13 protein-coding genes are annotated in these 16,239 nt (G+C 56.2%); 3 read left to right on the top strand and 10 right to left on the bottom strand.

The window, feature by feature from the left end:
* Window positions 1–4 precede the first annotated feature (4 nt).
* A complete protein-coding gene (locus AB1724_05385) occupies window positions 5–829 on the bottom strand; it encodes an ABC transporter ATP-binding protein (GenBank protein MEW6077220.1) in 825 nt (274 codons plus the stop codon).
* Window positions 830–864: 35 nt separating this feature from the next.
* A complete protein-coding gene (locus AB1724_05390; GenBank protein ID MEW6077221.1) occupies window positions 865–1,662 on the bottom strand; it encodes an ABC transporter permease in 798 nt (265 codons plus the stop codon).
* Window positions 1,663–2,097: 435 nt separating this feature from the next.
* Here AB1724_05390 and AB1724_05395 point away from each other — a divergent pair, with 435 nt between their 5' ends.
* The 3 genes from AB1724_05395 (at window position 2,098) to AB1724_05405 (ending at window position 3,581) form a co-directional block, all read left to right on the top strand.
* Window positions 2,098–2,259 carry a hypothetical protein gene (locus tag AB1724_05395; GenBank protein MEW6077222.1) on the top strand — a complete coding sequence of 54 codons (162 nt, stop codon included), beginning with the start codon at window positions 2,098–2,100 and terminating at the stop codon, window positions 2,257–2,259.
* A gap of 81 nt (window positions 2,260–2,340) precedes the next feature.
* Entirely contained in the window at window positions 2,341–3,108 is a 768-nt protein-coding gene (locus AB1724_05400) for a hypothetical protein (GenBank protein MEW6077223.1), read from the top strand.
* Between the two features lie 26 nt (window positions 3,109–3,134).
* Window positions 3,135–3,581: a hypothetical protein gene (locus tag AB1724_05405; protein MEW6077224.1), complete on the top strand. Its 447-nt coding sequence runs from the start codon at window positions 3,135–3,137 to the stop codon at window positions 3,579–3,581.
* Window positions 3,582–3,738: 157 nt separating this feature from the next.
* Here the strand turns inward: AB1724_05405 and AB1724_05410 are convergent, their stop codons facing one another.
* The 8 genes from AB1724_05410 to AB1724_05445 form a co-directional block, all read right to left on the bottom strand.
* On the bottom strand, window positions 3,739–6,225 hold the full coding sequence (locus AB1724_05410) for a hypothetical protein (protein MEW6077225.1): 2,487 nt from the start codon (window positions 6,223–6,225) through the stop codon (window positions 3,739–3,741).
* A 9-nt stretch (window positions 6,226–6,234) separates the two neighbouring features.
* On the bottom strand, window positions 6,235–6,903 hold the full coding sequence (locus AB1724_05415; protein MEW6077226.1) for a hypothetical protein: 669 nt from the start codon (window positions 6,901–6,903) through the stop codon (window positions 6,235–6,237).
* 128 nt (window positions 6,904–7,031) lie between these two features.
* Complete coding sequence (locus AB1724_05420; protein ID MEW6077227.1) at window positions 7,032–8,126, bottom strand: hypothetical protein; 1,095 nt, start codon at window positions 8,124–8,126, stop codon at window positions 7,032–7,034.
* A 238-nt stretch (window positions 8,127–8,364) separates the two neighbouring features.
* The gene (locus tag AB1724_05425) at window positions 8,365–9,543 is read right to left on the bottom strand and encodes a CAP domain-containing protein (GenBank protein MEW6077228.1); all 1,179 of its coding nucleotides are present in this window, start codon (window positions 9,541–9,543) and stop codon (window positions 8,365–8,367) included.
* Between the two features lie 495 nt (window positions 9,544–10,038).
* A complete protein-coding gene (locus AB1724_05430; protein ID MEW6077229.1) occupies window positions 10,039–12,096 on the bottom strand; it encodes a TonB-dependent receptor plug domain-containing protein in 2,058 nt (685 codons plus the stop codon).
* 85 nt (window positions 12,097–12,181) lie between these two features.
* Window positions 12,182–13,534, bottom strand: coding sequence for a sigma-54 dependent transcriptional regulator (locus tag AB1724_05435; GenBank protein MEW6077230.1), 1,353 nt, complete (start codon window positions 13,532–13,534; stop codon window positions 12,182–12,184).
* A gap of 51 nt (window positions 13,535–13,585) precedes the next feature.
* Window positions 13,586–14,968 (bottom strand): HAMP domain-containing sensor histidine kinase, encoded by a 1,383-nt coding sequence (locus tag AB1724_05440; GenBank protein ID MEW6077231.1) that lies wholly within the window; start codon window positions 14,966–14,968, stop codon window positions 13,586–13,588.
* On the bottom strand, window positions 14,965–15,939 hold the full coding sequence (locus tag AB1724_05445) for an ABC transporter substrate binding protein (protein ID MEW6077232.1): 975 nt from the start codon (window positions 15,937–15,939) through the stop codon (window positions 14,965–14,967). The genes AB1724_05440 and AB1724_05445 overlap by 4 nt, the downstream gene beginning before the upstream one ends.
* Window positions 15,940–16,239: the final 300 nt, after the last annotated feature.

Raw genomic sequence — 16,239 nt, forward strand, 5'->3', positions numbered from 1 at the left:
CCCCTTACCCTGTTGATCGTCCATCCGTATCCCGCGGGGCCGCTGATGCCGTCGATGCCGCCGCCGCAGCCTCCTTTTTCCGGGAGGTCGGCCCTTTCCAGTCCGGACGCTTCCCGGGCCATGTGATCGTCTCCAGATAAGCGTCCAGCACCTCCGGCCCCGGTCCCTCCAGCCGGCTTTTTCCGTCCTCGATCCAGACGATACGGTCGCAGAGTTCCCGCAGTATCGGTATGCTGTGAGAAACCAGCACCACGGTCTTGTCGGATTTGATCCGCTGTTTCATGGCGTCCGTGGATTTGTTCCGGAACGCCTCATCCCCTACTCCCATCACCTCGTCGAGCAGAATCACGTCGGGGTTCAAATGGTAGGCCACGGAAAACCCCAGCCGCGCCCGCATGCCGGTGGAGTAGGTATTGACCGGTTCATCGGAAAAATCTTTCAGCTCGGCAAAAGCCATGATGTCGTCCAGGCGCGCGACCACTTCCCGCTTGGTGGCGCCCAGAATCATCCCGTTTAAAATGGCGTTCTCCCGGCCGCTTAAAAACGGCACAAAACCGGCTCCCAGGGAAAGCAGGGAGATACGCAGCCCCGGCTGGTAAACCGTCACTTTCCCGGTATCCGGGACGATGATGCCGGCCAGGACCTTCAGGAGCGTGCTTTTGCCCACCCCGTTCCGGCCGATGATGCCCAGGGTCTCGCCGGCGTAAAGATCAAAGGAAACATCCTGAAGCGCCCAGAACCGCGACCGTTTCCGAAAACCCTGGCGCCGGGTATAAAACAGACCGACATTCGTCACGCTTAACACCCGGTTATCGGCGCCGGTCTTCATAAGCTGGGGTGTATTGTCCGTTCCTGTTTCCATGACTACACGACAATTTTGGGGTAAACCCGGTCAAAACGGCGGAGAATCCAGACCGCCAGAATCAGAACGCCCGCGGAAAACAGCACCACCCCCGTCAGGGGCAGCCAGTCCGGCGGCGTTCCGTACAGAAGCACCTTCCGGTACATGGCAATCATTACGGCCATGGGGTTGAGCATCATATACCCCTTCATGCCGGCGGGCAGATTGCCGATATCATAAAAAACCCCGGAAAGAAAGAGCAGCATCATCAGCACATTGTCGAAAATGCCTTTCAAGTCCGGGAAAAACGGTATGACGGCCGCCAGCAGGCAGGTGATCGCGGCGATCAGCAGCAATTGAATCCCCATTAAAACCGGCAGCAGGAGCCAGGCCCGGCTCACAACGGCGGACGTGAACTGCAGGAACACCAGCAGGATCACCAGGATGAAAACAAATTTGAAGGTGTTGACGGCGACAGTGGTCAGGGGAAAGACGATCTTGGGGACATAGATCTGGTTCATCAGGCCGGCATTGGCCACCAGGCTGTTGGAGCCGATGCTGAGGGTGGCATGGAACCATTTCCACATGATCAGGCCGGTGAGCAGAAAGGTCACATAATTTTCATCCCCCCGTCCCAGCACGTGGGCAAAGGCAATGTAAAAAACGGTCATGTACAGGACCGGTTCAATGACCCACCACATCACGCCGAGATATCCCCGGGTGGCTTCGGCGCGCAACCCGGCCCGGGCTTCCTGGATGATCAGGTCAGTCAGGTAGTGCCAGTCCCTGTGATTCGAATTAAGCGTATACCCGGATTTCATTATGTAAGCAACGGTCCTGCCATACGTTATAAAATTTGTTGAATATATAAATTTTTCCCCCGAAAATCAAAGGATAAACAATCCTGATGCGCAAATTCTGAAAAAAACGATGCACCTGTCAGTACACGACTGGATATTTTTTACCCATTTTTCAAAAAAATGTATAAAATTTACCCACACAATTTATCATCGCGCTTGCCCGTTTTCTAATAAAACCAATAAAAACTGAGTCATAAAAAACATTTTTTGCGGCACAATTGTTGCTTCGCCTTTATCCCTAGGATCTCCGTAGGGGATGACTGAACGTGATCGCCAAACTCCGGGTGCGAGGGTCGCGCGCGGGGAAAAATATTGCATAAAGAGCCTTGTCGTGATAAAGGCGACGCCTATAACGCGACATTTCCGACAACGACATCTAACCACAGGAGGACGAGAATGTCACCGCATCTTCGAACGAAACGCTTTGCCATCGCCTTGTTAGCCCTCATTGCCTGCTGCGCTTTCTTCCCCGGCGCTTCACCGGCCGCGGAGGTGAAGGATATTACCATTATTTATACCGGTTCGGTCAGAGGCAACTTTGAACCGTGTCACTCCTGAGGCTCCAAATATTCGGGCGGTCTGGCCCGAAGAGCCAACGCGATCGAATCCTATCGAAAAGAAGGAAAACCCCTGCTGCTGGTGGACTGCGGCGAGCTGTTCGACCCTAACCAGGATACGGCCCTGTTCCTGCTCAAAACCATGGATCAGATGAAGTATGACGCCATGAGCCTCGGCGCGCCCGATCTCCAGTTCGGGTATGAGTTCATTGAAAAGTCGCGGTCGGAAGTTTCCTTCCCCTACGTTGCCTCCAATCTCATTTACAATGACGCGCCGCCCTCCTCCTCTTTCGGGTATGTCATCAAGGAGACCGGCGGCATCAAAGTGGCCATCTTCGGCGTGATAGATCCGGAGGAACTGGTCAAGTTCATTTCCCCTAAAGAAGCGGAAAAGCTGCGGGCAGTGCCGCCCGAGACCGCCCTGGCGCCGCTGGTTTCCGAGGCGAAGACAAAGGCCGATCTGGTTGTCCTCCTGTCCCAGCTTCCCAACACCAAACTCGTTTCGCTGATGAACGCGGTCAAGGGAATCGATCTGGCCATTACCGCCGGATGCTATGAGCAGACCAAGGAAAAGCCGCCGGCGGAAAGCCAGATCATCAATATCAGAGGGAACAAGGGCATAACCCTGGGAATCCTGAAAATCGCCCTGGATGCCAGGGGAGGTTTCAAGATCAAGGAAGACCAGCATGTCGAACTGAACGATGACTTTACCGATGACCCGGAAATTGCCAGGCAGATGGAAGCGCACAAAAAAGCGTTGGAAATAAAGGAAGAAAAACAGAAAAAGGAACTCGAAGCGGGTCTGCAAATGACCCCGGAGGAGTTCATGAAACAACACCAGAAACAGTAAACCAATAATCAGGAAGGAGAAGTACGGTGAAGAACACACATAAGACCCTGACCGCGGCCGCGGTCTGCCTGATGATGCTGGCCCTGGCCGCCGGATGCGCCGCCTTATCCCAGATGAGCGCCAAACACCAGCCGCTGGAAGAACGGGTGAAGGGATACATGCAGGCCCAGATAGAAGGAAGGTGGGAGGACGCCTATGGTTATCTGGACGCCGCCACCCGCGGGAATACATCCCGGGACAGCTACATTCACAAGACCAGAAAAGCGAACTATACCGGCTATGAAATAGCCGAGGTTAACATTCTGCCTTCCGGAGATCAGGCCAAGGTGAAGGTCAAACTGGATATCTCCTTCATGGGTTATGACATGAAGGGAGCGCCCCTTATGCAGAACTGGGTGAAAGAAAAGGGTGCCTGGTACGTCGTTCCCCAGCCGAAAGAAGGCGCCTTTGCTCCGGGAGAAAAAGAAAAATAGCGGGTTCCATACAGGGGCGACCGGCGGGTCGCCCCTGCCCAACCCCGGTGCCATCCGGGTGACAGCCACATAAGGGCGACCAACGGGTCGCCCTTACCGTTTTGGACAATCCCTTGCCCCTTAAGGGTACCTCTAAACCTTGGACCTTGGACCTTTTTTACATATTCGATCCGCTCAGGATATTTTTGTTTTTGTGGTTGCCGTAAAGATAAAATCCGCCGATGGCCCCGGAGGCATTCTCCGTCCGGAAGACCATAAACGACAGGGTTGAAGCGGCCTGCCCGAAACGGGCCTTCACGTCAAAGACCTCATAAGCCCCGGCATTGAGATTCAGCGTCTGCACCCTATCGGCCATCAGATTCCCGTTCAGATCGTAGGGTTCCATGCGCACCATCTGGGCCACGGTCAAGGGATTGCAGATCACGACTCCCGTCCACCAGTAGCTGTTGCCCGCGTAATGGGGAAGATGAAGAACATTTTTAAAGGCGTTTTCATCCAGCAGCGGATAACTGGCATTGTCGGTTCTGCCGGGGACGTTGTAGGTATAATATCCGGCCAGCGGATAGAGGCCGGTAATCTCCAGAGCCGAATGATACAAGGGATCTCCCGCGGGTTTGGCGAAAAGATCCTGGACCTCCACGACTCTTTTTTCCCGGGGCGCCAGCACGATGTTGTAGTCCCCGGAGCGGTCCGCGCCGGCCAGGGCCAGATGGAACCGGACGGAATTCTCCGAATTATTGGGATTGATGAGGGTCACCCGGGTAATCCACGAACCGGGAGCGGCGACGTGAGGCACGATCTTCTTTTCGGCTCCCCGCATGGGCAGGGCGAACAGGGTTTCCACGCCGGAGGTGTTGGACAGATACTGGAACCCGCTCAAGACGCTGTCCGTGTTTCCCTGCACATCGATCCAGCCCGAAGCCGGCATGTCATAAAAGGGGTAAGAGCCGGGTTTGATGGAAAGATACCCGCGGCCGGCGATGGTCTCGGTGACTTCCTTCTGAAGAATGCCGGTGGCGGAATACAGCCGGAGCCGCACCTGGGCGTCTTCAAACCCCTCGTTTCTGACGCCGGAAAACAACCTGACTTTCGGGGTCATGGGAGCGGCCGTATCAGGCAGGATCAGCCGGCTTGCCCGGGACTCCTGCTGGACAAAAGTGGCCAGAAAGGAATTTGCCGATCCGATCAGGTTGAGCAGTTCAACCGGGCCGTCGGCTGCCAGGGTCAAGCGCTCGGTTTCAATCAGTTCATGCATGGGTATGGGGAAATCACTGAAGAAAAAACGCCTTTTCTCGCCGGGTTCAAGACGCAGCGGGCCCAGAAGCGTCTGGATCGGTGCCCCTTCCCCGTCCCCGCTGGTCAGGGTCACGCCGTCTACCGCCGTCTCCCCCGCATTGGTCAGGGTAAAACCGGACCAGTCACCGGACTTGGGGATATAGGGGACCTCCTGGCTGAAGGCCCTGCTCAGGTCCAGGGCCAGGGTATAGATGTTCGGATCGGCCGTGTAATCGTCCTGGGTCAGGCGAATGGTATAGGGGGCGGTGACGGCCGTAATAGTATCATCCAGCGGCACGCCGCTGGTGATGATTTTTCGCACCAGTTCATTGCCGTTGCCGTCAGTTACAACCGCCTCCATGTCCTTCCAGCTCCCGGCCTGTTTTTCGATCCGCAGAGAAAAGGTATCACCGGGCCGGGCGTTAACGGTATAGGTGTCCTCATTCAGCAGAACCAGCTGGTAGGTGCCGGGAGCGATTTCCGCCGCTGCATTGCCCTGATTCTCAAGCGGGTCATCCATGGATCTGGCCAGCCGCACGATCTCCTGATAATTCAGACCCGGGAAACCGGAGCCGATGGCCATGGGATAATTGAGCAGTTCCGGATGATCGGCAACGCTGTTGCCCGTCCACTGGCCGCCGGTGATGGCCCCGGCGCCATTTAAAAACAGATCATAGGTATAAGCCGTGGATCTCACCTGGGTTCCCATGAAGTCCGGCGAGACAAAATCATCGGCGTAATACACCGTCGTCTCCACCGACTGGGTGCTGCCGCTGATACTGCTGCGCATCTCATAACGGTATACAGGATAGGACCACACCTCGGTGCCGGCCGCCAGATCGGCCACAAAGGCCTTCTGCAGATCGCCGATATAGTGCAGCAGCCAGTAGTGAAACACCTCGGGCCGGGAACCGTCGTCCGTCTCGACCAGATCGCCGTTGTGGATCAGGGTCAGCAGGCCTTTCTTGTCTCCCACCCGGAAGATGATATTCTGTTCGGAGGAGGGGAAAATATTGATATGTTCATAACAGGCCGCCCGGGCCCAGTAAGCGCAGAGCCCGTACCAGGCAGGCGCGTTGGGATCATAAAAGGCGTTCAGGTACTGGGTCAGGGCTTCGCCGCTGGTCACCCCGGTGGTCAGGAGATTGTATTTTTCAAGGGGCGCCGGCCGGCCCCGGTAATCGATGCCGGTACCGAGCCCGCCATACATGAAAGGCCACCAGTAACCGGACCAGGGCACGGATGTGGATTGAGCGGCCCCGGCGGAAACCGCGGAAAACAGGAGAATGGCTATCATCAATACCGGCGTCAGCGCAGCCCTGGCCGGGGATATTACACGTGAACCATCGCGGGACATATTCTTCATCATCTAACCACCCTAATTCAGAAGCCAGGAACGCCGTTGCGGCGTTTCTTCATAAATCCACCAGGAACCATTTGCCGGCCAGAGCTGCCGGACGGCCAGGCGGCCCCTGTCATCGTTAACCCTTACCATTACCAAATCCCCGGCAACATTCGGTGAGCCCGCTCTGATCCAGCCGTTGGTTCTGGCTTCATCAATACTGACGGTTTCAGAGGAAATCGTATAGGTACGGGTAAAAGCACTGTCTCCCGCCCGGATGATTTCCTGATACATCCGGCCGTCGTCTCTGGCATCGATCGGGATGATGTCGCAGGGAGCGGGAAATCCGGGGCAAAGCAGCAGGCCGGTGTCACTGGTCTTTTCGGCGTTCTGCGGACCCCGCCAGCGGATGAGGCCATCGGCGCCGGATGGCGGCAGAATGACTTCACAGACCGCTTGCGCTCCGGCCACGGCTTCCATGAAAAAACCAAGCGACATAGAGCCGTCCGCGGCCGATTCCGGCATCACTTTCCAGACCTGGGTCTGGGGGGGAGAAGCATCATTCATGGCCGTGTACTCGGAAGCGATACTCGCGGCGGTTCCAGTCCGGTAAAAATCCGCCGGACATTCAATCGCAATCATCGTCAGGATGACGGACAGCAAAAAGACAAATCCTGACCGCGGGAGGCTGTTGTGGTTTATCATGTCATCACCTTCATTCACATCCCCATGAAAAAAGTGGGGGGTCTGTTTCCAAACCCCCCACCATTTTTACTTAAAGACCCATCATGCGTTCCTGCTCACGCCGGAGCACACGATCGAGCGTTTACAACTTAGTCAACGACGTAACCCATGGCTTCGTCGCCATTGCCCATCATGGCAAAGCCTTCGGCAGCGCCGTAATTGCAGGCCGCGGTGATGTAGCTGCGACCGTCAACATCGGCAGAACCGGTCCAGGTGATGCTGTCGACAGAGTCAACAAACATTCCGCCGGCCGGAACGGAAACCGTGGCGGTGGCGGTATTGCCGGCCACATCATGCAGGGTCAGGACGGCGGTACCGGCGGTGGTGCCCGGGTTCACGATGGCCATGCCTCTCCAGAAGGAGGTGTTGGCGGCAAAGTAGGGGAAAGTCAGGTTGGTCGTCGGAGCCGCAGCAGCGCAGCAGACCGTGGCGACATCGATGATGCATTCGCAGATGGTGCAGCCGCCGCAGATGGTGACGCCGGTGTTGTCCAGCAGGTTGACCTTGACCTGAACCTTGGCGCCGGAAGCGACCAGGGCCGGATCGATTCTCATGGGCGGAATATCAATCCACCACCATTCGCCGGACAGCGGCGGAATGACAAAACCAATCACCGGAGCGGTCGATTCCAGAACGGTGGCCCGGGAAGCAGCAGCAACGGTGCAGGTGGGGTCAGACGGCAGAGCAGCCGGAGCAACCGGGGTGATCTCGTCGGACAGATAGTAGGTGTGAGCGCCGAAGGTGCCGAAGGTAACGCCGGTGCCATGGGCCAGCAGCGCGCAGGCGGCAGCCTGGGTAGCAGCGGTATCGACCTGGATGGCAGCCGGAGCGGAACCCAGGGTGTTGGAGAAATAAGCGCCTCTGTCACCAGCCACGCCGTTGACCAGGATGGTCATTTTGATACCCACATCCAGGCCGGCCACGAAAGCGGTCGGATCCGGCAGGCAGTCGCAGACATGCAGGATGGCTTTGCAGTTGTTGGCCGGGTTCCAGGAGCAGTATCCGTCCAGAGCGGTGTTCAGGTCATAGTCAAATTCGTTGCAGACCGCGGCAGTCTGACCGCCGGCGGGGCAGGGAACGTTTCTCAGCGGGCATTTGCAGGTAGAGCACGCATCGGCAAAAGCGCCGGTGGTGAAAACCAGAGCGGTCGCCAGCACTGCGAGTAACACAAGAATCTTCTTCATTTTTTTTCTCCTCATTGTAATTTTTTTTAACTGATGATAATCGTCAACGGTACCGACAAAACATTAACTACTTATACAATTTTCCGCTTATCCTCCTCCTTTCCCTTTACGTTTTTTTTGTTAGAATAAACTTTTTTTACGTCTATAACCAAAGATCCCCTCCTTGTCAAGCTTTTCATTTTTCAGCTTTTTTACAAGTTCGGGATCAGGTCCCCGCTGATCGTTGTTTTTGAGTCGTTTATTGCTCGTCTGCTTCTGTTTCGCTTCTTGATCCCAGGTTCAGCACCATGAGAAGAATTCGATCACCGCAGATCCCCTTCAATGCGGCTGATTCTCCATATGCAATACCTATGCCTATTTCTTTTACCGAACCGTTCAACAAGTTTCTTTCATTTTTATTGGACGGATTCAGTTCATAGGAAAACATGTTTTTAAAGACCTGCCCCATCAAATCCCGGATCCGGCCATAATCATTATTGTCCAGGTATTTCAGCCACTCGTCATCATCGCCCAGGCAGGCCCGCCAGAGCTGTTCTCTGGATTCGGCCGCCTCGTATCCGGCTTCGCGGATACGATCCTCAAAAGTCCGGCCATCCTGTGATTTATGGGAAAAGTACCCGTTTTCCATCATGTCTTCGGCATGAGACTCGGCCGCTTCCTGCAGATCCAGATTGACGGTCAGCGGGGGAAGGCCTTGATTTAACATATCTTTCCAATCCGGAAAGTCCTTCAGCACCTGAACCGGATCCAAGCCCAGGGCTTCGGCCGTGCCCAGCGGATTGACCCGGGCCTGATTGACCAGCCGCAGGAATTCGGACTGGGCGCAGGGCATGACCGCCCCGAAATCACAGGTGGCCACGTAAACATTTCTCCGGCCGCCGCCGACCCGCAACTTGCCGGTCTGGACGCTGATGCCCGCTTCCATAAGACAAGGGTCCAGAATATTACGCTTTTCCTTCCGATCCGGATTCAACTCATCCAGAAACATATACTCGAATATCAGCCGGACGGCTTCATCTGGATTGATAAAATTGGCAAAAACGATCATTCCCAGGGATTCACCCGATACGACAGCCGGATAACCGGCTTCCCGGATCCGTTCTTCATACCCCTGCCCGTCAGGAGATGTGCTGGAATAGTAGTTCCGGGAGAGCATGTCCCAGTCATGGGCGCAGGCGGTTTCCGCCAGGGCCTGGTTAAAGGTCAGTGGAGAAAGCCCATTTATCAGAACCGTTTCCAGTTCCGGGAAATCCGCCAGAACCTTGTCCGGATCCAGGCCCAGGGAGGCGGCCGTTTCCAGCGGATTCAGACGGGCCTGGTTGATCAGGGCCAGCAGAGCCTCATCCTGGGGAGTGGGCAGATCGGATTCGGCCAGAAGGCTGCCGACGGCGCATACCGCCAGAAGAGCGGTTAACATCAGAACCAGATATATTTTCTTTATCGTTGCCATAGCGTAACAACTAAAAGCAAAATCCATGCAAAGAGAAGGAATATCGCAAATCTTTTTCAGAAATTTATGGCCACCATGACGGATGTTTTATTTCAATAACTTGTTTTTATTAAACATATATTTTTTTTGTCCATACAGACAAACCGGATATGCATAATACTTTCAGATTAATGAAAAAGGCTTTTTTATCTGGATCACCCGGTCAAGCCGAGTGATAACGAGCATTTAAGCCTAATAACGATAAACCTTTATCCCGAACAATCAGATGAGGACGAAAATTAATTCAAGCAAGCCTGGCGATGAAGGATTCGCCTCCATCCAATATTGGCTAAATTTAACCAATCATGGCTATTTTCAGCCATCCACCTAAAACCATAACACCCTAAAGCCACTTAATCACTTAAAACTTAAAACTTAATCACTTAAAACTTAACCACTTAAAACTTAATCACTTCCCCCCAATCACCATCTTTTTCTCAACTCCACCCACAACGTGGCCGGTTCTCCCTCGATCAGGCTGTAGGTTCCCGGGGTGTCGTATTCCTTGTCAAACAGGTTGCGCACGGTAATTTCCAGGTCAAGCCCCGGCATACCGATATCCCGGATGGTGGTGCTGGCATCAACCAGCCAGACGCCGGGAACGGAGCGGATCTCCTGGCTACGGGGGAAAATCAGGTCGCGGGAATCAAAATACCCCAGCCGCACAAAAGCGGTCAGCCGCTCCAATGGCTTCCACGTGCCGGTCAGGTTGAAAAGAGAGTCCGGCCCGCTGTCAAAGGGATAGACCAGGTCGGTATAATGCTTTTCCACGGACCCGTCGGGACGGACAAAGGAGTAATCGTTCCAGTGATAGATTTCGTCCGGCCCGTCGTTATCCAGCAGGGTCAGGTTGGCCGCCAGGTCCAGGCTCCTGACAGGCGACACATGGCCCTCCAGCTCCACCCCCTGAATGTCCTGATGGTTGGGATCTGAAAGGCCCGCGTAGGGGTCTTCGTTGATGTGATTTTCTATCCGGCTGACGAAACCGCAGACGCTGAGCCCCGCCCGGGAAGAAGGCCGCCAGGAGAGCTGGAGATTCACGGTCTGGATTTCCTCGGTGTCGGGGCTGTCTTCCTCCAGCAACTGACGGGCAAAAGGCGTGCGGTAGGCCACCCCGTAAAGCAGTTTGGCCATCCACTGGGATTCCGGAGACCAGACGGCCCCGACGTTGTAACTCAGGCAGTCGTCGTACTCGCCATGGGCGTCGTTCCGCAGACCGGCCCAGAGGTCGAGATTGCCGAACTTCTGATTGTACTGACCGAAGAGGGACCAGAGGGCGTCGTTGTAGTCGTTTTCGGCCAGTCCCGGCACGAGATTAAAGTTGTCCTGTCCCAGGTAGTCCGGCAGATACCCGTCCCAGATCGGCGCGTCCTTGACCCGCTTGTTGCGGTAGGAAACGCCGCCGGTAAAAAGGCCCCGGCCGGACAGGAAGGAACGGTCATAGATCATCTCACCGTAGGCGGTCTGTTCCCGCTGTTCCAGGGTGTTGTCGATGATCTTGTTCTCCGGGGCAAGAGCGCTATACGAACCGGTAAAGCGAAGCGCCGAGGAGCAATCCAGGTCTTTTGTCGCCTCCATCTTGACAAAACCGAAGGGATTGCTTCGTTCCTCCTGCCAGGAGAGGTTTCCGTCCGGCTGGGATAAAACGAACTCTTTGGTGTAATCTCGGATCATGCTGGAAACGGTCAGCCAGTTTTCATAGGAAAAGTTGCCCGACGCCTCCAGGTAATGGGACTCTCCCGGCTCATTATCGCCGTACCGTTCATCCGGAGGGAAAGCCGTTGCCTCGTCCTGCCAGAAACGGATGACATTGTAATCGGTGTCGCTTTCCTTGCCCTGGCGGGCGGTGATCGACAGAAAGGCGTCCCAGGGTCCTTCGTCGTGCCCGATGTTGGCGTAAACGGCCCTCTGCCCCGAGGGGCTGCCGCCGATGAGACCGGTTTCGGCCCCTTCCAGATCCTTGCCGGTCATGGGCACCAGATTGACGATGCCGGCAAAGGCGTCCGGTCCCCAGAGCACCGAACCGGGGCCGCGGAGGATCTCGATGCGCTTGATGGGGGCCATGGATAGTTCATTATCCAGGGGGTGGATGGACTTGCTGGTATCCGATCCGGTGGGGACCGTGTCGTAAAGGAACAGGACCGAATCGGGGATTCCCCGCAGGTACGGCTGTGAACCCCACTCCTTTTGAGCCATGTAGAATCCCGGCTCCATCCCCAGGGCATGGCTCACGGTCTGGATCCCTTTTTCCGCCATCTCCTCGCGGGTGATGACGTTGGCCACGGCCGGCGCCTGCCAGGCGCTCTGCTGGCGCTTTGACGCAATGGAAAGGACCTCCAGATCCTCGCCGACAAACATCAGCAGGGTGTCATTCCGGCCGGCGCCCGGTTCTTCGTCGGCGGCCCGGGGCACACCCGGCAGCAGCAGGGCCGGCAGCAGGACAAGAATCATTACCGCCATGTTTAAAAATCGATGAATCATTGCCGTATCACACGCACCTTACCAAAATTATCGTTTCATCATACAACACATCCCGCCGGAACGGGCTATGAAATATTGGTGTTCCTCATCCTTCTTTTATCTGATTCAGCAGCACCCGGAATTTGGCCCGGGTCAGCCCGAGAAGCCGGGCCGCCGCAGTCTGGTTGTCATGGCAGACCGCCATGGCCTGCCGGACCATCTCCTTTTCAACCTCTTCCAAAGACAGTCCTTCCGGCGGAAGCCGGAATCCGGCCGGAGACGGGTTCTGTGACCGGGTGGCGTCAAGAAAGGAAAGGGTCTCGGAGGTGATCTTTTTCGTCCCCCGGGACAGGATCATGGCCCGCTCCATGGCGTTGGAAAGTTCCCGGACATTCCCCGGCCAGGAATACTCCTTGAGGACCCGCAGCGCCCCGCTGGACAATTCCGTCACGGCCTGCCCCCCTTCCAGGCGGGCCAGGAAATGCCGGGCCAGAAGAATGGCGTCATCCTTGCGTTCCCGCAGGGGCGGCAGATTGATCGGAAAGACATTGATGCGGAAAAACAGGTCCTCGCGAAATTTCCCTTTCTTGACGTTTTCCGCCAGACTCTGGTTGGTGGCGCAGACAAAACGGATATCCACCGGGATTTCCTCGTTGCCGCCCACCCGCTGGATCTTCTTCTCCTGCAGGGCGCGCAGGAGCCTGGCCTGGGCCTCCAGGGAGAGGTCGCCGATCTCATCCAGAAACAGAGTGCCCTTATGAGCGTACTCGAACTTGCCCAGGCTTTTCTGAATGGCGCCGGTAAACGACCCCTTTTCATGGCCGAACAGTTCGGACTCCACCAGGCTGGGGGAGATGGCGGCGCAGTTGAGGGTGACGAACCGTTCTTTCCGGCGCGGGCTGCAGGTATGAATGTACCGGGCCAGCAGTTCTTTGCCCGTGCCGGACTCCCCGCCGACCATGACGGCGGCGTCGGTTTCGGCCACCATCCGGGCCAGGTCCATGATCTCGCCCATCCGGGGAGAGGCGTAAACGATTTCATCGCTTCCCGCCGCCCGGCGGATTTCGTTTTTAAGATCGCGGTTCTCGGCCATGAGACGGGACAGACCGAGGGTCTTTTCCACGGTCAGCAGGATGCGCTCCTCTTCAAAGGGTTTGGTGATATAATCCACGGCTCCCTGACGCATGGCGTCCACGGCCGAATCCACCGTGGCAAAGGCGGTGATGAACACCACCGGGGGAGGAATCTCCATCTCCGTGATCTTTTTAAGCAGACTGATGCCGTCCAGCCGCGGCATCTTGATATCCGTGATGACCATGTCAAAAGGAGTGGCGGCGACCATCTCCAGCGCCTCCACGCCGTCCCCGGCCTCTTCCACATGATAACCGTATCGGCCCAGCATCATGGACAGCAGGTGACGCATCTTTTCTTCATCGTCCACAACCAGTATACGCGCCATATTTGTTTTTACCTCATTCAGTAATTTGATGATCTATTCCGCATGACTTTTTCATGAAATCACCGGGATCTCCACCCGGAACAGGGCGCCTCCCCCGGGCGGATTGTCGGCACTGATCATGCCGCCATGGGCCCTGACCGCCCGGGCGGTGTACGCCAGGCCCAGGCCGGCGCCCTTGGTCCGGGTGGTAAAAAAGGGGTTGAAAATCTTGTCGATATTTTCGGCAACGATTCCCTCCCCGTTGTCGGCGATCTCCGCCGTCCAGAGATTTCCCGCGCGGATTGCCTTCACCTCCACCCGGCAGTCGTTACCGTTGACATCATACGCATTCTTCAGAATATTGCTCACGGCCCTCATCAGCAGGTCCGAATCCGCCTGGGCAAAACAGGGCTCGGGCGGAATTTGCACGCTGATGTCGGGAACAGTGCCGGCGGCCTGAAGCTCGAACCGCTTGACGATCTCACGGAGCAGGGCGTTTAGGTCCGTGCGCTGGAAAGCGGGCGCCACCGGACGGGCAAACATCAAAAAATCTCCGATCAGTCGGTTCAACCGCGCGATCTCATCCTCAATGTAAAAAGCCAGTATATTATCCTTGGGGATGTCAAAATCTTTTCTCAACATATCCAGGGAGCTCTTGATGATGCCCAGCGGATTTTTCAGCTCGTGGGCGATCATCAGGGAAAACTCGCCCATTTCGGCCAGGGTCTTGTTCCGCCGGGCCTGCTCCGTGGCTTTTTCCAGGGACAATCGGTGCCGCTCCAGGGAATCCAGCATGACGTTGAAGGCCACCGCCAGTTCCCTGGCTTCGGGCAGATTGCCCGGCTCGGCCCGGGAATTGAAATTGCCCAGGGCCACCCTCCCGGCCGCCTTGGCCAGTTCCTTGACCGGCGCCACCAGGGAGCGGGAGATAAAATAGAAAACCAGCCCCGCCAGACAGGTCAGGCCGGCGGCGATCCAGATAAAATAGAGGACCATGGTTTCCCAGAGCTGATCGATACCGGCAGTGCTGTACCGGATCTGCACCTGGCCGATCCGTCGTTCCCGGGATTGCCCCTCGTACCCGAAAGCCCGGCTCTCCTCCCGCGTCTCCGCCAGCAATACCGGCGCTTCCATGACGGGAAATTTTTCGGAAAAAACACCGGGTGCCCGGATCATCTCCCGGCCGTTGGCGTCCAGGATCACCACGCCGACCACGTCCCTTTCCGACAGCAGGTTGACGGCCAGCCGCTCGAGCATGGCCCGGTCGTCGAGCAGGATACCCAGTTCGGCGTTGAGGGCCAGATACTTGGCCAGAAACGAAATGTGCTCCTCGAACCGTTTCTGGGCGAACTGGTGGGTGATGCTGACACCGATATAGCTTAACGTCGAGGTGGTCAGCCCGATGATCATCACGGTGGCCAGAAGGACCCTGACATGGATGCCCGGATTTTTCACGGTCCCTCCTCGATCGGCGGTGCAGCCGTTTCGGGAACGCCGAGCCCCAGTTTGTTGATCACCCGGCGGTTCCGCCAGACGCGGAAGACCGGAGACTCTTTTTCACAGGGTCTGCCGCCGAGTACGCCGGCCGCCAGCCGGCCGGTCTGCCGGCCCAGGTCTTTGTAGTCAAAGACAAAAGCCAGGGCGGCGCCGCTCTCGTAAAAAAACCGGTTATAACCGACCACCGGCACGCCCGCCAGCAGGGCCTCCTTGATAATGTACTGCACGATGCTTTCCGATATGACGGTCTGATCGGGAATCAGCCACAGGGCGTCGATATCCTGCCAGTGCTCTTTTAAAACAGCGGGGATATCCTTTTTGGACGAAACCGGCAGGGGAACAAGGCTCAAATGGAAAGAACCGGCTTCGCTGGCGGCGGTACCTGAAAAATCGCCGTTGCACTGGGGATCGAAGAGAAGACCCAGGCGTTTGACGGCGGGCAGCCCCCGGGCGATCATCTCGAGCTGCTGGCGCGCCGGTAGATCCAGGGAAACGCCGCAGGCCGTTTCCGCCTTCCGGCACACGCTGGGCGGATTGAGAATCATGGAATACATCCAGGGCGGCTTTCCCGGAGATTCCGCCTGAGACACGAGTTTCACGGCTTCCGGCCCGATAGCGATGGAAAGGGCGAATTCCGCGTCGGTCACCCGCTCCAGAAGAAGGTCGCGGCTTTTCCCCTCGATCTTGGCCAGGGAGAACACCTCAACATCCGCTTTCCCCTCCTCCGCCAGAGCCGCGTTTATGCCCTCCACGGCTTCAATATATGGCCGGATATCCTGGGAGACAAAGACCGCCGCCCTGGGCGCACCGGCATCGACCCCGCGCGGACCGATCGCCGCCGGGAAAGTCAGGCAGAGCAGAAATAAAAGCAGCCGCCCGCTGAAAACGCGCGGCGGGCAGGATTTACGGATAATAGCCGGTACTTTCAATTAAGTGGTTAAGTTTTAAGTGGTTAAGTTTTAAGTGGTTAAGTTTTAAGTGATTAAGTTTTAAGTGGTTAAGTGATTAAGTGGTTAAGTGATTTAGGTGGTTGTGTCTGTGGGGCGTAAATCAGATTTTTGGTTTGAGCTCAAGGCACATGAACAGAGATCGTAACACTCGAAAAGAGGTAATGTGAAAACACCCCGATGATGGAAAATAAGATCTAAATAAAATCCCATAATCCCATAACCACTTAATCACTTAATCACTTAAAACTTAACCACTTAATCACTTAACCACTTAAAACT

This window comes from Thermodesulfobacteriota bacterium, assembly GCA_040753795.1.
GTDB lineage: Bacteria > Desulfobacterota > Desulfobacteria > Desulfobacterales > Desulfosudaceae > JBFMDX01.